Here is an 18,320-nt window from a genome sequence, read left to right as displayed (position 1 = left end):
CAAGTAGTTTCGCGGCTTTTCCTAGCACGTTTCGCCCCGCGCGCACCCTTCCGTCGCGCACCCTTTCGTCGCGCGGCCGGGCGGGCTAGGGACCCGAGGATGGCAGAGGGGAACACCGCGCCCGCGAACCGCGATACGCTCGCGCAGACCCACGTGCCGTTCGGCACCGTGGTGAGAAGCTGGGGCCGCTGGTGGCGCATGGTCATCCGCGACATCGACCAGGCCAAGGTGATCGAGACGCGGCGGGAAGAGGCCTACATCTCGGGCCGCTACATGTTCATGACCGCGATGAGCGGCGGGATCGCGATCCTCGGCCTGCTGCTGTCCAGCCCCGCGGTGGTGATCGGGGCGATGCTGCTCAGCCCGCTGATGGGGCCGATCATCGGTCTGGGCTTCGCGCTGGCGATCGGCGATTACGCCTGGCTGCGTAAATCGGCGAGGGCGCTGCTTGCCGGCAGCGTGATGGCCATCGTGCTGTGCGCGCTCATCGTGTTCCTGTCGCCGATCCAGACGGTGACGAGCGAAATCGCCAGTCGCACCCGGCCCAACCTGTTCGACCTCCTCGTCGCGCTGTTTTCCGCGCTGGCGGGCGCCTACGCGATGATCCGCGGGCGCGAGGGGGCGATCGTCGGGGTGGCGATCGCGACCGCGCTGATGCCACCGCTCGCGGTGGTCGGCTTCGGCCTCGCGACGGTCAACTGGACGGTGTTCTCGGGCGCGCTGCTGCTGTTCGTGACCAACGCCATCGTGATCGCGGTCACCGCAATGCTGATGGCGCGGCTCTATGGCTTCCGGGCGGACCTCACCGGGCGGCAGACGATGATGCAGAACCTGGCGGTCTTCATCGTGTTCGTGCTGCTGGCCGTGCCACTGGGCTATTCGCTGATCCAGATCGGGCGCGAGGCGAACGGCGCGCGGATCGTGCGCAGCGAGCTGCAGGGCCTGTTCGACGACCGTTCGCGGCTGAGCCAGGTGGACATCGACTGGCGGGCCGATCCGGTCGCGGTCGATGCCACGGTGCTGACCCCGACACCGGTTCCGCAGGCCGAGGTGCAGGGTGCGCGCACGCTCCAGCGCCTGCTCGGCCGGCCGGTCCAGCTGCGCATCACGCAGTACCAGGTCGGCACCGGCGCGCAGGCCGCCGAAGCCGCACAGCTCGCCGCCGCGCAAGCCGAGCGCGAGGCGGACGAGAGCGCGCGGATCGATGCCCTGTCGCGCGAGCTCGCGCTCGTGGCGGGGACGGGCGAGGATGCGGTGACGATCGATCGGGGCAAGCGCCGCGCGGTCGTGCGCGCGCAGGCCCTGCCGGGCGCGGGCCTTGCCACCTACCGCGCGCTCGAGCGCCGGATAGCCGCCGATGCCGACGGCTGGGCGGTGGCGGTCGAACCGCCGCAAGGGGCGCTGCAAATCGCCTTGCCGACAGTCGCCTTCGCCGACGGGGAGCCGACCCGGGCGGGCGCTTCCGCTCTCGCCCTCGTTAGCTGGGCAGCGCAGCGGTCGGGCCGGCCGGTGGTGCTGAGTGGCCCCGAGGCCGATGCCGCCGCCGCCGCGGCTACGCTGCGGGACGAGGGTGTCACCGTGCGTACGGCCCCCGGCCCGGCGCCGCTGCGCGCAACATGGGACGATGCCGGCGATGGAGCCGGCGAGTAGGGGTCAGGCCGCCTCGGGCAGCTTGATCGGCTCGATCTCGCCGGCAAGGTAGAGCCGCTTGGCCTTCGCCCGGCTGAGCTTGCCCGAGGACGTGCGCGGCAGCGTGCGCGGCGGGACCAGTTCGACCACGCAGTTCATGCCGGTGATGGAGCGGACCTTGTCGCGGATCTGGTCGTGCAGGCGCACGCGCTCGTCGGGGTCGCTGACGCGGCAGTGGACGAGAACGGCGGGCACTTCCTCGCCGTTGCCGTCGTCGATGCTGAAGGCCGCGATGTCGCCGTGGTTGAAGCCGGGCAGCTGTTCCACCGCCCACTCGATGTCCTGCGGCCAGTGGTTCTTGCCGTTGATGATGATCATGTCCTTCGCCCGGCCGACGATGAACAGGTAGCCGTTCCCGAGGTAGCCCATGTCCCCGGTGTCGAGCCATACCTCGCCGTCCGGCCCGGCGACGAGGCAGTCGTTGGTCGCCTCCTCGTTGCGGAAGTAGCTGTGCATGACCGATTCGCCGCGGCACCAGACCTTGCCGATCCGGTGGTCGCCCTTGATCTCGCCATGCTCCCCGCGAATCTCGACTTCCATCCCGGGCAGCGGCTTGCCGCAGTTGACGATCGCGCGGTAGCGGGCCGGGCGGCTGAGATCGCGCTCCGCGCCCGACAGGCGTTCCTCTTCGACCAGTTCCACCCGGATGCCTTCGCCCGGCGGCATCACCGTGACCGCCAGCGTCGCTTCGGCAAGGCCGTAGCTGGGGGTAAAGGCGCTCGCCTTGAACCCCGCTTCGGCGAAGGCGTTGACGAAGGCCTGCATCACGTCGGGCCGGATCATGTCGGCGCCGTTGCCTGCGGTGCGCCAGCGCGACAGGTCGAACCGGTCGCCGACATGGCTCTGCGAAGAGATGCGCCGCGCGCAGATGTCGTAGCCGAAGGTCGGCGAATAGCTGAGCGTGTTGCCCGGATTGCGGCTGATGAGGTCGAGCCAGGCGAGCGGGCGGCGCGCGAAATGTTCGGTCTTCAGGTAGTCGCAGCTCGCCTGGTTGGCGATCGGCGAGAGGAAGCAGCCCACGAGGCCCATGTCGTGGTACCACGGCAGCCAGCTGACGACGCGGTCGTTCTCGCCCAGGTCGACCCCGGTGGCATGGCCGTAGAGGTTGTGCAGCAGCGCCCGGTGGGTGACCGCGACCCCGGTCGGGAAGCGGGTGGAGCCGGACGAATACTGGAGATAGCAGATGTCGTCGGGCTGCGGTTCGGGCAGGTCGACCGGGGGCGCGTCGGCGGCGGCGAATTCCTCCCAGCTGATGCCTTCGCAACCCTGCCGCTCGGCGGCGGCTTGGGCCAGGTCGGCGATCTCGCCCGGATAGATCAGGATCTTCGGATCGCTGCTTTCGAGCTGGACGGCAAGCTGGTCGATGTAGCTGTCCTTGCCCCCGAACGTGGTCGGCAGCGGCAGCGGCACGGGCCATGCCCCGGCATAGACGCAGCCGCAGAACAGCGCCGCGAATTCCGGGCTCGTTTCGGCCACGATGGCGACGCGGTCTTCCCGGCCGATTCCCGCCGCGACCAGCCGGTGCGCCATCTTCAGCGCATCCGCGCGCATTTCGGAGAACGGATAGGGGCGCACGAGGTCGCCGCGCATGTCGTGGAAATTGAGCCCCTTCTCGCTACGCGCGGCGTAGTCGATCGCTTCGGCGAAAGTCGCGAAGTCCGATCGCCGCCGCGGGAGCGGGCAGTCGTTCGGCGTGGGCGTGAGGGTCGATTCGGTCATGAAAGAGGATAAACCCGTTGTCTGCGCGCCCTTGTCCGGGGGGCCGGCGGCGCTCTGTTTTACGCAGTCCAAGCGTTAGGCGCGCGTAACGTTCCGCCGCGCGCATGTGGTCCAATGTTTCCCATTCGTTACTCTATGTGGCACGAATATGGCGACGATGCGAGACAGACGCGAACGCCGACCCCCCAAACCGCTCGATCCGGCGCGGCTGAACGATCTTGCGCTCGCCTATGTCGCGCGGTTCGCGACCAGCGCGGCCAAGGTGGAAGGCTACCTCGTGCGCAAGCTGCGCGAGCGGGGGTGGGAGGGGGAGCGGCCGGCCGACCCGCGGGCGATCGTCGAACGGTTCGTGGAACTCGGCTACATCGACGATGCCGCCTGGGCACGGGCGAAGAGCGGCGGCCTGCTGCGGCGCGGATACGGCGCGCGGCGCGTCGACCAGACGCTGGGCGCGGCGGGTATCGATGCGGACATTCGCGAGGACCTGCGCCCCGACGACGCGGCGGCGCGCCAGGCGGCGCTGGCGCTCGCCGCGCGGCGGCGGCTCGGTCCGTGGGGCGAGAAGGCGGACGACCGGGCCGCGCGGGAGAAACAGATCGCCGCGATGGTGCGCGCAGGGCATGGATTCGACGCCGCCCGCGCGGTAGTGGAGGCGCCGAGCGTTTCGGCGGCCGAGGAATGGGCGGCCGAGGCCGAGGAGACCCCCTGACATGCGTATTGCCGCTCTCGTCCTGATGCCCGCGGTCCTCGCCGCCTGTTCGCCCCAGCCGGGCGCCGAGGCGACCCCCGCCGCCGCTGCCGCGGCGACGACGACCGCGTCGGTCCACCCCGAATCGGGTCTGCGGGTCATTCCGCTTTCGGTCACCGGCACCAACGGACGCCACGATTTCCGCGTCGAGGTCGCCGCGAGCGAGGCCGAGCAGGCCAGGGGCCTCATGTTCCGCACGAAGATGGGCGCGGACGAGGGGATGCTCTTCCCCCGCCAGCCGGCCGACATCGCCAGTTTCTGGATGAAGAACACCCCGCTGCCGCTCGACATCATCTTCATCGGCACCGACCGCAAGGTGCTGAACGTCGCCGATGCCAAGCCCTACGACCTTACCCCGGTCACCGCCGCCGGGCTGACCTCCGCCGTGCTCGAACTCAACGCCGGTCGGGCGAAGGAACTGGGCATCGGGCCCGGCAGCACGGTCGAGTGGTAGGCCCGAGCGTCGGGACTGGCTGGTAGATGCTTGGCGACTTTCGGCTAATCGGCTAGGCGCGCGGCCCATGGGCTTCTTTTCCAAGATCTTCACCTGGTGGAACGGCGCGACGATCGGCACGATGCTGTGGTCCTCGCTCCACGGCGAGGAAGTCGGCACCGACTTCGCCGGCAACCGCTATTACCGCAGCAAGAAGCCGGAAAAGGCGGGCCAGCCCCATGCCGGGCGCGAGCGCCGGTGGGTGATCTACAGCGGCGCGAACGATGCCAGCAACGTGCCGGCCGAATGGCACGGCTGGCTGCACGGCGCGTTCGACGGCGTGCCCGAAAGCAACCTGCCGCCGCCGCGCATCTGGGAAGCCGAGCATAGCCCCAACGTCACCGGCAGCGATGCCGCGTACCGGCCGCAGGGCGCGCTGGAAAGGGGCGGCCGGCGCGCCGCCGCGGCCGGCGACTACGAGGCGTGGAGCCCGGACGCCTGACCGTGCGGGCGACCCTCGCCCTTATCGCCGCGGCCGCCGTGCTCGCAGGCTGCGACCGGTCCCCGCCCGAGCCGCGCCCGGTCGAGACCGAATTGCCCGAGGATATGCGCGCACCGCAGATGGTGCAGCCGGTCGAGAAATCCGAAGGCACCCCGATGGCCGAGCGCGTGGCGGTGATCGGCGTCCTCAACAAGCGCAACAACCTGTCGCAGAACTGGGAAATGAAGCCCGGCGAGGCGCGCCGCTGGGGCAATCTCATCGTCCGGCTGGCCGCCTGCGAGCGGACCGCGCCGTGGGAATTCCCGCGCCAGACCGGCGCCTTTGCGCAGGTCTTCATCCAGAACCCCGGTGCGAATGCCGAATGGGGCAAGGTCTTTTCCGGCTGGCTGTTCAAGGAATCCCCCAGCCTCAACGTCGTCGAGCACCCGGTCTACGACGTGTGGATCAAGGACTGCAAAATGAGCTTCGACGGCGGTAAGCCCGCCGCGTCCGCATCCGACAGCAGCGAGGCGAACGCCGAGGGCAGCGGGTCGGCGCCCGCGCCCGAAGCGTCCCCCAGCAACGCGACGTAGCGCGCCTGCGCGATCTCGACCGCGCCCATCGAGGCGAGGTGTTCGGTCATGAACTGGCAGTCGAGCAGCCGCGCGCCGCCGCGCCGCATCAGCGCCACCAGCCACGCGAGCGCGACCTTGCTGGCGTCGGTCCGCCGGCTGAACATCGATTCGCCGCAGAACACTCCGCCGAATCCCACGCCGTACAGGCCGCCGACGAGCTCCTCGCCCTCCCAGCACTCGATCGAGTGGGCGTGCCCTTCGGCATGGAGCGCGCGGTAGCTTGTCGCAATCCGCCCGCTGATCCAGCTTTCGGGATGGTCGGGGCGCGGCGCGGCACAGGCAGCGATCGTTTCGTCGAAGGCGGCGTTGCAGGTCACCCGGAAACGGTCGCGGCGCACCGTCTTGGCGAGCGAGCGCGACAGGCGGAAGCCGTCCAGCGGCAGGATCGCCCGGCGCCGCGGCTCGACCCAGAACACCTCGGTATCCTCGCGGCTGTCGGCCATCGGGAAGATGCCGTTGCGATAGGCGAGGAGCAGGAGGTCGGTGGGGATCGGGGGGCTGGCGGGGGCGTGCATGGTCGAAGCGCGCCCTAGCACGTTCAAGCGGCCTTGCGATGCCCGGCTTTACCCCCTAAGGCGCGGCCTCTCCAGCGCAGGGGTGTAGCTCAGCTGGTAGAGCATCGGTCTCCAAAACCGAGGGCCACGGGTTCGAATCCTGTCACCCCTGCCAATTTTTCGAAATGGTCCAAGTACCTGAAAGGTTTCAGGTTTCCTTGCGGTTCAAAACTGCGTGGTACCCTGCCGTGGCACCTCGTCGCGGTCTCGATATCGCCACCATGAATCGGCAGGAGTCGAGATGCAAGGTGCGGGCTGCATTGGCCGCAGGAAATCTGCGCGGGCAGAAACGTCTAACCGCCGCCGGTCGCGGGAGCCGGATCACCGCTCCAACTCCGGAAGGTGGCATTCCGAACTGCCTCATAACCTTCTTCGCTTGGCTTAGCGCCTCTTCCTGCTTCGGCGAAAGGATAGGGCCGACACGTGCGATCATTTCCGTAAGCGCGGCCTCATTCGCTTCCACCTTGGCGTGATGCGATGCTTTCTCACGATCGAGAGCGCGCCTCGATCCCTTGGCCATCATCGAACTCACCGCGACGCCGCTGCAGTCGAACGTCATCGGGTCCGCCGCCGCCGACGAGCTGAAGGCGTAGCAGATGATCAAGCTGCCGATCCACCTGACCCTTCGACCGGGGATTCGTCCTCCTCGACGCTGCCGCCTGCCAGTGTCCATTCCCCATCGCGGTAGCCATGCGGCCGGACGAGAAGAACCTCGCCGTCTTCGTCCAACACAACCGCTCGCACCTTGCGGCGCAGCCGTAATCCGTCGCTTCAGGCACTCCCGTCAGCGCACTCCAGGCACCTTACCACTGTTGGGTTATTCCGCAGCCGACCCTCGACAATCTTCTCGCAACGTTCGACGCAGTAACCGAACTCAACCTCCTCGATTCGCTGGAGGGCCGCCGCGATGCCTGCGCGTTCTGCCTTGCGTCGCCGCTCCTGTGCAAGCGCCATGGCCTGCACCTGCATGGCATCGATCCGGGACAGGCGGCCTACGCTCTCCTGGTCCAGCGTGACCGGGTCGCGATCCTTCGCGGAGATGCGATCCTGCTCTTCCAGTTCGCCTAGCCGCTTGGCCAGTTGATCACGGAACGTGGCAGGATCGATCGACATATCAGCGCACCATTAGCACCGGGGCCTTGACGGTGCGAACCATTTCCGTGGTCGTGCTGCCCACGATCATCCGGCGGATAGGCGAATGGCCATAGGCGCCCATCAGCAGCAGCGAATGCTCGGTGGCGGCAACGACGCCGGGAATGACCTTTTCGGCCTTGTCGCGCTCCATCAAGACGGTGACAGGGTGGCCTGAGGCGAATGCCGCTTCTGCCATGGTCAGCTTCTCACGCTGCGCTTCGCTGTCCGCCTCTGCCATCACGATGGTGACGGGCAGGCCATCAAAAAGCGGCGAGTTGGCCAGACGCTCCAGCGCTCTTTCCGCGGCGGGACTGGCATCGTAGGCGAATACGATGTGCTCTGGTTCTGCATATTCGCGCGAGGCTACCAGCACCGGCTTCTCACTTGCCCTGACAACGCGCTCGATCGTCGAGCCGATATGGTCCGAGGCATATTCGTGGCCGACGCCGCGCTTGCCGATCACAACAACGCGGGCATGATCCTCGCGCTCCAGGATCGTTTCCACCACGCCGCCGTGGCGGTGCAGCGTAGATAGCTGCTCAATGCCCGCCCCGCGAAGTAGCTGCTCTCCCGCTTTTAGCAGCACGCGCCCTTTCTCGATCTCGGTCCGGCTGCCTTCTTCGGAAAGGCGCACGAGCTCTTCCATCAGGTCGCTCTTGACGCCCAGGCCGATCGCGCCGGAGAGGTCTTTGCGCGCTGTGACCGCATCCTGTCGCTGGACGACGTGGAGCAGTTCGACCGGCAGGGACAGCCGCTTCGCTGCCCAACCGGCATAACCGCACACGCTGGTAGCGTAGGCCGAGGCATCTATCGCCGCGAGGACGTTTTCCATTGTTGTCTCTCCCATCAGTGTCCTCCCAGCTGCGCGTCGGCGCCGGGCTTGTCATGAATAGCATAGCGCTCGATCATCGTGGCGCTCTCCTCGTTCAGGCCACGGACCTCGACCGCCGTGCCCTCGCGGCGGAACTTGAGGATCGCCTTGTCGAGCGTTCCCACCGCCGAAATGTCCCAAAAGTGCGCGCGGCTGACGTCGATCACTACCCCGTCGAGCACTTCCTTGTAATCGAAGGCTTCGACGAAGCGATCGGAAGAAGCGAAGAAGACCTGGCCAGCAATGCGATAGGTCCGCGTCGCCCCGTCAGCTGACAGGTCGGTATCGACCGTGAAGAGCCGCTTCACCTTGCTGGCGAAGAACAGGCCCGAAAGGATCACGCCGGCGAGCACGCCCTGCGCCAGGTCATGCGTCCACACCACCACAACCACCGTAACGATCATTACCACCGACGACTGCCAGGGATTGGTGCGGATGTCCTTGATCGAGCGCCATGAGAAGGTGCCGATCGAGACCATGATCATCACCGCGACCAGCGATGCCATCGGGATGATGGCGACCAGCGGACCGAGAACGAGCAGGAGGAACAGCAGGAAGACACCAGACACGAAGGTCGACAGCCGCGTCTCCCCGCCCGATTTCACGTTGATGACCGACTGGCCGATCATGGCACAGCCGCCCATGCCGCCAAGGAAGCCGGTGAAGAAGTTGGCGATGCCTTGCCCCTTCATCTCGCGCTGCTTGTCGGACCCCGTATCGGTCAGATCGTCCACGATCTGCGCAGTCAGCATGGATTCGAGCAGGCCAACCGCCGCCATCGTCGCCGAGTAGGGCAGGATGATCTGCAGCGTCTCGAGGGTAAACGGAACGTCGGGTATGAACCACGAAGGCAGCGACGAAGGGAGCTCGCCCATATCGCCCACGGTGCGCACATCCATGCCCATGTAGTAGACGACCGCCGTCAGGATCGCGATTGCGACGAGAGGCGACGGAACGGCCTTGGTGAGCCGCGGAAAGAGGTAAATCACTGCCAGTCCCGCGGCGACCAGCACATAGGTCAGCATCGGGACGCCTGTCAGTTCCGGCAGCTGCGCGATAAAGATCAGGATCGCCAAGGCGTTGACGAAGCCGGTAATCACCGAGCGCGAGACATATTGCATCAGCAGGTGCATCCGCAGGAAACCTGCGATGACCTGGATGACGCCCATCAGGATGGTCGCAGCGAAAAGATAATCGACGCCGTGTTGCTGGATCAGCGGCAGGACCAGCACCGCGATCGCGGCAGTCGCGGCCGAGATCATGCCCGGTCGCCCGCCTACGAGCGAGATGATGACCGCGATCGAGAACGATGCGTAAAGGCCGACCCTTGGATCGACCCCGGCGATGATGGAGAAGCCGATGGCTTCGGGAATGAGCGCAAGTGCGACGACGATGCCGGCGAGGATGTCCCGCCGGGGATTGAAAAGCCATTCGCGCTTCAGCGCGGAAATATCGAACATGTGAACCCTAACACGACTCACACGACCGGCACGATGCGGGAAAGCATCGCTCAGCTGCGAACACTTTGTGCGGCCAGAATGCCGGTCTGAAAGGTTGTCCCGGGGATAGGCGCCGGGCCGAGCCACCCGGCACGGCCGGGTCCGGTGGATTGCGACCGGTTAGTGCACGGCCCAAATTGTTGCAAGTGCGAAGGCAAATGGAAGCCTGAAATGCACAGCCGCGTGTACAAAATCGCCCGTTCCGATGTCCGCGCGCTGGCCGACGGTAACCTTCTAGCGCACCACTACCGTAACAAACCGATTGGGAAACTAGGTGGTCTAGGCTTTGTCACGTCTCGAACCTTGACCTGAGACTTCTTCACAGGAAGCTCAACGCTCCAAGCTTCCTCAACGATTTCGAAACTCGGTCAACTAATCCCCTAACATTTCCGTTCGCTTCGTTCGCGCGTTTCTCGGCTGGCGAAGGCGTTTCGGAAGTAGGTTGACCGCAGCTGGATGGAGATGCTCGGTCACCTTCGGAATGGTTTTTGCAGCGTTTCGCAGCAATTTCATGTGGGCATTCGAATAGCGGCCCTCAATTTCGGAGGTAAGCTTATTCCTATCAAAATCCGACCGTATTTCTCTCGAAATGCCATCTGCTTTCATCGCGTCGATTGCCGCGTGCCGAAACGAGTGGTTGGCTTGGCCCTCTACGAAAAACGGCAGCTGCTTGAGTGTTACCAGATCATCGTGCGTAATCCGCACAAGCGGCCGGCCTTCCATAACCTGCTCTAAGAGGCGCGCGGGGGCCCGCGCCTGCTTGCGCGTATTCGCTTGCGAAGCCTGCCCGTTCTTCCGTCTAGAGTTCCCGTCCTTGCCGCCGGTCTTGGGGCCGTGCTCGAAGGATTTTTGCAGCGCTTCGGTCGCGGTCGTCGGCGCATAGGGGTCCGGCGCCGCGGGCTGGGGAAGGGGAGACGTGAAAGGGACCGGCGGGGCAACGACATACTGCGGAGCCGGCTCGTATTCGGTTCACAGGACGGGCGCGTAAGCTGAGCCAGGATCCGCTAGCGCCTCTCGAAATTCACGTATGGCTACGATGACCGCTTCGTTGATGACCTTGCGGGCCATTGCCTCGCGCAACGCCGACTGCTTCACGCCAAGCTCGGCCAGCCGCGCGGCCGCGGCCTGTTGGGCCCCTTCGTGCTCGATCGAAGCAGCAAGATCCGACCAGGCAGGAACTACGATGTCCTCCTCGTTATTTTCCGGCAGGGGTTCGTGTCACCCCTGCCAATTCTTCCCGCATCGCGAACGCTTTCCGGCCTCAGGCCGCCGGGCAGTACTGCCTTAGGTAGTCGCCGTGCGCGGGCATGCGTTCGGCCACGAAACGGACCGAGCGTTCGATCTCGTCGAATTCGCCGCGCACCCTGGGGTCGGCGGCGATGCTTTCGGCCATCGGGTTGTGCCCGCCCATCGCGATCCGCTGGCCCATCATCACAGCCGCCCAGCTCGTCTCGGTGAACAGCTCGTCGTCTTCGCGGAAGATCTGCCCGGTGGCGCGGAACAGCCCGATCTTTTCTGCGAGGCTACCCGGCACATCCATCGTGCGGCAGTGGTTCCAGAAGTCGGAATCGGTCCGCTCGGTCGCTTTGTAATGCAGGATCAGGAAGTCGCGGATGCGGTCGTATTCCTTGCCGGTCAGGCGGTTGAAGGCATCCTCCTGCGCTTGGGTCACACCGTCGAGCGAGAGCAGCGCCACCAGCTTGGTGATGCCGGTGTTGATGAGGTGGATGGAGGTCGATTCGAGCGGCTCCATGAACCCCGCGGCGAGGCCCAAGGCGACGACGTTGCGGTTCCAGAACTTCTTCCGCCGCCCGGTCGTGAAGCGCAGGAAGTTGGGATCGGCCTGCGGCTTGCCCGCGATGTTGCCGACGAGGATGTCGAGCGCCTGCTGGTCTTCCATGAAGGCGCTGCAATAGACGTGGCCGTTGCCGTTGCGGCGTTGCAGCGGGACCTGCCACTGCCACCCGGCGCTGTGTGCGGTGGCCCGTGTGTAGGGCAACGGGGGCGAGCCGTCCTCGCGCGCGCAGGGCAGGGCGACCGCGCGGTTGCAGGGCAGGTAGTGCGACCAGTCCTCGTACCCCGTCTCCAGCGCCTGTTCGATCAGCAGCCCGCGAAAGCCCGAACAGTCGACGAACAGGTCGCCCGGAACCCTCTCGCCGTCTTCCATCGTGATGCCCGTGACGTGGCCGGTCTCGCCGTCCAGCGTCACGTCGGCGACCTTGCCCTCGCGCCTCACGACGCCGCGTTTCTCGGCATAACCACGCAGGAAGCGGGCGTAGGTGGTGGCATCGATGTGATAGGCGTAGTTGACCGGCGGCAGGTCGTCGCGCTGGTAATCCTCGGTCCGCATGAAGCGGCCGAAGTAGGCGGCCATCGTTTCGAGGTTGAAGACCTGGATCGGACGGTTGTCGCCCCGCGCCTGGTAGTGGTGCCACAGGTGATGGAAGGACAATCCGTCGATCTCGTACCCGTAATTGCCGAACGGGTGGATGTAGCTGTCGCCCACCTGCCCCCAGTCGACGAACTGGATGCCCAGCTTGAAGCCGCCCTGCACGAAGGCCATCATCTCGCGCTCGTCGATCTCGAGCAGGCGGTTGAAGTCCTTGAACGGCGGGATCGTCGCCTCGCCGACGCCGACGGTGCCGATCTGTTCGGATTCAACGAGGACGATTTCGAGGTCGCGGTGGCCGGTGCGCAGCCGCGACAGCGCGGCGGCGGCCATCCAGCCGGCGGTCCCGCCGCCGACGATCACGATCCGTTCGATACCCATGCCCTCTCCCTCGCACTTATCCCGCCCGCAAGGCTAGCATATCCGCAGCTGTTGTGAACGTTCAAATGAGACTTGTGAACGCTCACAAGTTGGCATAGGAGGGCAACCGTATCGTGGCGGCGTGCGCTGCCGACGAACGATTCTGGGGAGGATACTTTGGCTTTCAAGCGCACCCTTTCGCACGAGTGTTCCTGGCGCGCGCTGGCGCTGGGTACGATGTCGGCCGTCGCGGCCATCGGCATGCCCACCGCCGCCTGGGCGCAGAGCTCGTCCGCCGGTACCGCCGACTGCGATCCGGCGACCGAGACCTGCCCGGTGGGGACCGCCCCGGCCGAAGAAGGGATCGTCGTCTCGGGCTACCGCGCCTCGCTCGAAAGTGCGCAGAACATCAAGGAAAACGCCGACACCGTCGTCGACGTGATCACCGCCGAGGATATCGGCGCGCTTCCCGATCGATCCGTGGCCGAAGCGCTGCAGCGCGTCCCGGGGGTCAACATCAGCCGCTTCGTCCAGCGCGACGATCCCGATCGCTTCTCGGTCGAGGGTTCGGGCGTCATCATCCGCGGCCTGCCCTTCGTGCGGTCGGAATTGAACGGCCGCGACATTTTCTCCGCCAACGGCGGGCGCGAACTGTCGTTCAACGACGTCTCGCCCGAGTTGCTCGGCCGGGTCGAAGTGTTCAAGAACGTCACCGCCGACATGATCGAAGGCGGCATTTCGGGGACGGTCAACCTCGTCACCCGCAAGCCGCTCGACAAGCGCGGCTTCCATGTCGCCGGCACCGCCGAGGTCAACTACGGCGACCTCGCCCGCGAATGGTCGCCGGGCTTCTCGGTGCTGGCCTCCAACACCTTCGAGACCGGGGCGGGCACCTTCGGCCTGCAGGTCGGCTACGCCCAGCAGGAGCTGGTGACACGCACCGACGCCTCGCAGATCACCGACCCGTGTTACCGCGTTTCCGACTTCTCGGGCGGCTGCATCCGCGTGCAGCCGGTGGGTTCGGGCGGTTTCACGGGCGCGCCGGCGTTCGACGCGTCGAACTTCCCGCCCGCAGGCACGGTCATCATTCCCAAGGGCGCGGGCGTGCGCACGACCGATCTTACCCGCGATCGCAACGCGATCTCGGTCGTCGGCCAGTTCGAGAGCGCCGACGAACGCTTCGTCTTCACCGCCGAATACCTGCGTGCGAAGACCGAAGGCACGCTCAACGAGTACTCGATCCTCGCCCTCGTCAACGACGACCTTCTGTTCCCCGGTTTCCGCCCCGGCACCACCCCGGTGTTCGACGGCAACCGCTTCGTCAGCGGCATCCTGACCCAGGCGAACCCCAACGGCGGCATCAACGGCCTGCCGACCGAGCTCCTGCGCTTCCAGCAACAGGACGACGCGAAGACCGAGGATTTCTCGCTGTCGGCCCAGGGCGAGGTGACCGACCGCTTCCGGTTCAACCTGGAAGGGCAATACATCCGCTCGAACCGTTCGCTCGACGGGTTCATCTCGGCGATGCAGACCTATTCGGACCTGTCGATCGACAACTCGGGCACGACGCCGGCCGTCCAGTTCCTCACCCCGGGCCAGTCGAGCTCGACCCCCGGCTATTTCGAGGATCCGACGAAGTCGCTCTACTGGTTCCTCATCGACAACCAGTCGCAGAACGAAGGCTCGCTCTATTCGACCCGCGCGGACTTCGAATACGACGTGTCGGACGAAGGCTTCCTGCGCGGCGTGCGGTTCGGTGCGCGGTGGAGCGACCGCCAGCGGGTGACCCGCAACTCCAACTTCTCCAACTGGGGCAACCTCGGCGCGCCGTGGACGGGGCGCGGCGGCAACTGGAACTGCGGCGACTTCCAGGCCTTCGGCTGCGGCGGTGCCTACGTGCAGGACTTCCCGAATTCGGCCAGCCTGCGCTCGCCCTTCGGCGATGACTTCCAGCGCGGCAACGCGCCGGTGCCGGTCGGCAACGGGTCGGCGTTCTTCTTCGGCGGCGACAACGTGCTGCAGGACTACCTCAACGGGTCGGTCCAGCAGCAGGCGGCGGCGATCACCGCCTTCACGCTGACGCCGAACGCATGGATCCCGATCTATGCCCGCGCCAACGTGGTCCCGGGCACCCCGTTCACGCCGGGCGAGATCTCGAACGTTGGCGAAACCAGCGCGGCGGCATACGTGCGTGCCGACTTCCGCCGCGACTTCGCGAGCGGGGCGAACCTGTCGGGCAACATCGGCATCCGCTACGTCAACACGATCACCGACGTCGCCGGCCAGATCGGCTTCCCGACTGCCGAGGCTGTCGGCCTGCCGGCCGGCACCGTCGTGACCGGCCCGGCGCTGCGCGCCCGCTGCGCAGCGGCGCAGCCCGGCACTCCGGCTTTGGAATACTGCGCTTTGTCCGACGCCCGGCTGGCCGAGTTCGCCTCGATCTTCACCGGCGAGACGATCGACGACAGCGCGGACATCCAGTACGACTACTGGCTGCCCAGCCTCAACGTGAAGTTCGATACCGGATCTGGCTGGGTGTTCCGCGGGGCGATGTCGAAGGGCATCTTCCGCCCCGATCTCGCCGCGTTCCAGACCGGCGGGACCATCGGCAACAACACCGGCGCCCTGCAGAACAGCGGGACGCTGACGACCGGGCCGCTGTTCGCGATCCAGACCGGCAACCGCTTCCTGCGCCCGACCACGGCGTGGAGCTACGACCTGTCGGCCGAATGGTACTTCAACCGGGTCGGCTCGCTGACGGCGGCGTTCTTCCTGAAGGATATCAAGAACGTCGTCAGCAACGGGGCGGAAATCCGCACCTATACCGCGCCGAGCGGGGTGACCGCGACCGTGCAGTACGGCGGTCCGTTCAACCTCCAGGGCGGTACGCTCAAGGGGGTCGAGGTCGCCTACCAGCAGACCTACGACTTCCTGCCGGGGCCGCTGTCCGGGCTGGGCGCGCAGGCGACGTATACTTACGTCGATGCGGGCGATTTCTCGAACACGTTCCTGGCCGGTGCCAGCCCGATCGCCCCGACCCTGCCGCTCGCCGGCGTGTCGAAGCACACGGTGAACGCGGTCCTGTTCTACGAGAAGTACGGCCTGTCGGCCCGCGCGGCCTACAACTGGCGCTCGGACTTCCTGCAGACCCCGCGCGACGTGATCTTCCCGTATTCGCCGATCTTCGGCGAGAGCACCGGGCAGCTCGACGCGTCGATCTTCTACGACGTGACCGAGAACATAAAGGTCGGCGTGCAGGGCGTAAACCTGCTCGACGAGGTGACCCGCACCAGCCAGGTCATCGACTTCGACGGCACGCGGGAAACCCGTTCGGCGTTCCGCAACGACCGCCGCTACACCTTCCTCGTTCGCATCAATTACTGACGCGGACGGGGGTGGCGGTATCCGCGCGCGGTGCATGGGGCCCGCGCGCGGATATGCCCCCCGTTCATGGGCTTCGTTCATGGCCTGCGGGCCGGCGGGACTGGCCACGGGTGCCCGCGCACGCTAGCGGCGGGAACGCGATGAGGGACGATTGATCCGATGGCGAGACGGCGCCAGGCAGTCACGATCAAGCACGTCGCGGCGGATGCGGGCGTGTCGCTGCAAACCGTGAGCCGGGTCATCAACGACGAGCCGAACGTCCGCCAGCAGATGCGCGAGCGGGTGCAGGCCTCGATCGACAAGCTGGGCTACATCCCCTCCATCGCGGCCCAGCGGATGAGCGGATCGCGCTCCTACCTCATCCTCGCCCTGAACGACCGCGACCGCACGATCGAGGCGTGGCGGGCACGGGAGGGGTCCGACTGGGTCGACCAGATGCTGCTCGGCGGGATGCTCAAATGCGCCGAGTACGGCTACCGCATGATCATCGAACTGGTCGACACGCACGACGACCATGTCGAACGCGAACTGACCGCCGCGCTGGCCGCGCTGCAGCCCGACGGGGTGATCCTGACCCCGCCGCACTCCGACAATCCGCTGATTACCGGCGTGCTGGAAAACGCCGGGGTCCCCTACGCCCGCATCGGCTCGCTGGGCGAAGGGGGCGGCATCGGGCTGCTGATGGGCGATGAGGACGCGGCGCGCATCGCCACCCGCCACCTGCTGGACCTCGGCCATACGCGCATCGGCTTCGTCGCGGGCGCGGCGGAATACTCGCTCAGCGAATGGCGCAAGCAGGGCTGGCGCGCGGCGATGGCCGAAGCGGGCCTGCCGACCGAGGGCCTGTGCGAACGCGGCGACTTCGGTTACGAATCCGGCCTCGTCGCGGCGCGCACGCTGCTGTCGCGGGCCGGGCGGCCGACCGCGATCATTGCCAGCAGCGACCAGATGACGCTCGCCGCGCTGGAGGTGGCGGGCGAGATGGGCCTTCAGGTGCCGGGCGACTTGTCGCTCGTCAGCTTCGACAATACGCCGGTCACGCGCTTCGCCAACCCGCCGCTCACCGCCATCGACCAGCCCATCGCCGAGACCGTTTCGCGCGCGGTCGAACTGATCATCGCGGCCCATTCGGGCAAGGACGTGCCCGCCGGGCCGACGACGATCCCCGCGCCGTTCGTGGAGCGTGCCTCGACCGCCCGGATGCCGATTGACGACTGAAGAGGCGGGGCCGCGGCAGGCGACCCGGTTCCTGCTGCTCTACGCGCTCGCGGTGGCCGGCGGGTCGATCGCCTACATCCCCTTCCTCACCATCCTCCTGCCGGTGCGCATTGACGGGATCGCCCGGGGCGATGCGGTGGGCGCGCTCGCTTACGCCACCTTCGCCGGCGCGGTCGCGGCGAGCCTCGCCAACATCGCCTTCGGCTGGGCCAGCGACCGCACGCGCAGCCGTCGGCCATGGATCGCGGGCGGGCTGGTGCTGTCCTCGATCCTGCTCGTGGCGTTCTCGCGGGTGGCCGACGTGATGCTGCTGGTGGCCATGCTGGTCGCATGGCAGCTCGGCCTCAACATGATGCTGGCGCCGCTGTTCGCGTGGGCGGGGGACTGCGTGCCCGACGACCAAAAGGGGGTCCTGGGCGGACTGCTGGCGTTCGCTCCGGCGGCCGGCGCGGCGGCGGGGGCAGTGGTGACCTGGCCGGGCCTTGCGGGGGCGGACGGGCGACTGTGGCTCGTCGCGGCACTGGTCGCGGCGTGCGTGGCGCCCGTGCTGATCTTCGGCCGGCCGCGCGCGATGCCGCACCTGATGGCGGACGACTGCGCGGGCGAGGCGGCAGAGCCGGTGCGCGGGCGCTTCGTGGAGGCGCGGGTCGTGCGGATGTGGCTTGCCCGGCTGCTGCTGCAGATCTCGGAAGCGGCGCTGTTCGCCTTCCTCTATTTCTGGTTCCGCAGCGTCGATCCCGCCATGACCGATGCGCGGGTGGCGCGCATATTCGGGGCGATCCTGGCGGGCGCGGTGCCGCTGGCGCTTCTGGCGGGGCGCTGGGCGGACCGGAGCGGGCGGCCCTTCCGCCCGATGCAGATCGCCGGCCTGATGTCGGCGACCGGCCTGGCGATCATGGCGCTATCGCAGGAAATCGCATCGTCGATCGCGGGCTACCTCGTCTTCGGCCTCGCCGCGTCGGTGTTCCTGTCGCTGCACACCGCACAGACGCTGCGGGTGCTGCCGCGCGCGCGCAACCGGGGGCGGGATCTCGGGTTCTTCAACCTCACCAACACCGGCCCGTCGCTGGCGATGCCGTGGCTGACGCTGGCGCTGGTGCCGGCGTTCGGCTTCACCGGCCTGTTCGCCGTGCTGGCCGTCTGCGCGCTGGCGGCGAGCGTGTTGCTGACGGGGCTCCGGACCGGCAGCTAGGCGCTTGCAATCGA

14 protein-coding genes, 1 tRNA gene, 1 pseudogene and 1 other annotated feature are annotated in these 18,320 nt (G+C 67.0%); of the genes and pseudogenes, 9 read left to right on the top strand and 7 right to left on the bottom strand.

Annotated features, from left to right (window positions below):
* Positions 1–99: 99 nt before the first annotated feature.
* On the top strand, positions 100–1,650 hold the full coding sequence (locus tag D4766_RS05295) for a TIGR00341 family protein (RefSeq protein ID WP_120716502.1): 1,551 nt from the start codon (positions 100–102) through the stop codon (positions 1,648–1,650).
* 3 nt (positions 1,651–1,653) lie between these two features.
* Here the strand turns inward: D4766_RS05295 and D4766_RS05290 are convergent, their stop codons facing one another.
* Positions 1,654–3,408, bottom strand: coding sequence for a fatty acyl-AMP ligase (locus tag D4766_RS05290; RefSeq protein ID WP_120716501.1), 1,755 nt, complete (start codon positions 3,406–3,408; stop codon positions 1,654–1,656).
* A 157-nt stretch (positions 3,409–3,565) separates the two neighbouring features.
* Here D4766_RS05290 and D4766_RS05285 point away from each other — a divergent pair, with 157 nt between their 5' ends.
* The 4 genes and pseudogenes from D4766_RS05285 to D4766_RS14140 form a co-directional block, all read left to right on the top strand.
* Positions 3,566–4,117 (top strand): regulatory protein RecX, encoded by a 552-nt coding sequence (locus tag D4766_RS05285; RefSeq protein ID WP_120718076.1) that lies wholly within the window; start codon positions 3,566–3,568, stop codon positions 4,115–4,117.
* 1 nt (position 4,118) lies between these two features.
* Positions 4,119–4,610, top strand: a complete 492-nt coding sequence (locus D4766_RS05280; RefSeq protein ID WP_120716500.1) for a DUF192 domain-containing protein — start codon at positions 4,119–4,121, stop codon at positions 4,608–4,610.
* Positions 4,611–4,677: 67 nt separating this feature from the next.
* Positions 4,678–5,091 (top strand): NADH:ubiquinone oxidoreductase subunit NDUFA12, encoded by a 414-nt coding sequence (locus D4766_RS05275; RefSeq protein ID WP_120716499.1) that lies wholly within the window; start codon positions 4,678–4,680, stop codon positions 5,089–5,091.
* 104 nt (positions 5,092–5,195) lie between these two features.
* Positions 5,196–5,486, top strand: a pseudogene (locus D4766_RS14140) (DUF2155 domain-containing protein); the annotation flags it as partial.
* A gap of 35 nt (positions 5,487–5,521) precedes the next feature.
* Here the strand turns inward: D4766_RS14140 and aat are convergent.
* Positions 5,522–6,220, bottom strand: a complete 699-nt coding sequence (aat, locus tag D4766_RS05265; RefSeq protein WP_120716498.1) for a leucyl/phenylalanyl-tRNA--protein transferase — start codon at positions 6,218–6,220, stop codon at positions 5,522–5,524.
* 78 nt (positions 6,221–6,298) lie between these two features.
* On the opposite strand from aat, the gene D4766_RS05260 reads away from it, so the two are divergent.
* Positions 6,299–6,374, top strand: a tRNA-Trp gene (locus tag D4766_RS05260).
* 485 nt (positions 6,375–6,859) lie between these two features.
* Here D4766_RS05260 and D4766_RS14175 read toward each other — a convergent pair.
* From D4766_RS14175 to D4766_RS05235, 5 genes are all read right to left on the bottom strand, one after another.
* Entirely contained in the window at positions 6,860–7,003 is a 144-nt protein-coding gene (locus D4766_RS14175; protein ID WP_407701503.1) for an NUDIX hydrolase, read from the bottom strand.
* Between the two features lie 27 nt (positions 7,004–7,030).
* Positions 7,031–7,372, bottom strand: coding sequence for a TraR/DksA family transcriptional regulator (locus D4766_RS05250; RefSeq protein ID WP_120716496.1), 342 nt, complete (start codon positions 7,370–7,372; stop codon positions 7,031–7,033).
* A gap of 1 nt (position 7,373) precedes the next feature.
* Positions 7,374–8,225 (bottom strand): universal stress protein, encoded by an 852-nt coding sequence (locus D4766_RS05245; RefSeq protein ID WP_120716495.1) that lies wholly within the window; start codon positions 8,223–8,225, stop codon positions 7,374–7,376.
* Between the two features lie 14 nt (positions 8,226–8,239).
* Positions 8,240–9,724, bottom strand: a complete 1,485-nt coding sequence (locus tag D4766_RS05240) for a SulP family inorganic anion transporter (RefSeq protein WP_120716494.1) — start codon at positions 9,722–9,724, stop codon at positions 8,240–8,242.
* Between the two features lie 92 nt (positions 9,725–9,816).
* Positions 9,817–9,870, bottom strand: a sequence feature (sul1 is cis-regulatory element that is thought to sense ions involved in sulfur or methionine metabolism; They are found in Alphaproteobacteria).
* Between the two features lie 1,154 nt (positions 9,871–11,024).
* Positions 11,025–12,533 (bottom strand): tryptophan halogenase family protein, encoded by a 1,509-nt coding sequence (locus D4766_RS05235; protein ID WP_120716493.1) that lies wholly within the window; start codon positions 12,531–12,533, stop codon positions 11,025–11,027.
* 156 nt (positions 12,534–12,689) lie between these two features.
* Here D4766_RS05235 and D4766_RS05230 point away from each other — a divergent pair, with 156 nt between their 5' ends.
* The 3 genes from D4766_RS05230 (at position 12,690) to D4766_RS05220 (ending at position 18,306) form a co-directional block, all read left to right on the top strand.
* On the top strand, positions 12,690–15,896 hold the full coding sequence (locus tag D4766_RS05230) for a TonB-dependent receptor (protein ID WP_234024903.1): 3,207 nt from the start codon (positions 12,690–12,692) through the stop codon (positions 15,894–15,896).
* A 159-nt stretch (positions 15,897–16,055) separates the two neighbouring features.
* Positions 16,056–17,114, top strand: coding sequence for a LacI family DNA-binding transcriptional regulator (locus D4766_RS05225; protein WP_120716492.1), 1,059 nt, complete (start codon positions 16,056–16,058; stop codon positions 17,112–17,114).
* Positions 17,104–18,306 (top strand): MFS transporter, encoded by a 1,203-nt coding sequence (locus D4766_RS05220; RefSeq protein WP_120716491.1) that lies wholly within the window; start codon positions 17,104–17,106, stop codon positions 18,304–18,306. The genes D4766_RS05225 and D4766_RS05220 overlap by 11 nt, the downstream gene beginning before the upstream one ends.
* The last annotated feature ends 14 nt before the right edge of the window (positions 18,307–18,320 follow it).

This window comes from Tsuneonella amylolytica (assembly GCF_003626915.1).
In the GTDB taxonomy this organism is placed as follows: Bacteria; Pseudomonadota; Alphaproteobacteria; order Sphingomonadales; family Sphingomonadaceae; genus Tsuneonella; species Tsuneonella amylolytica.
Note: the sequence above shows the minus strand (reverse complement) of the source record. Positions and strands in the feature narration are given on the sequence as shown.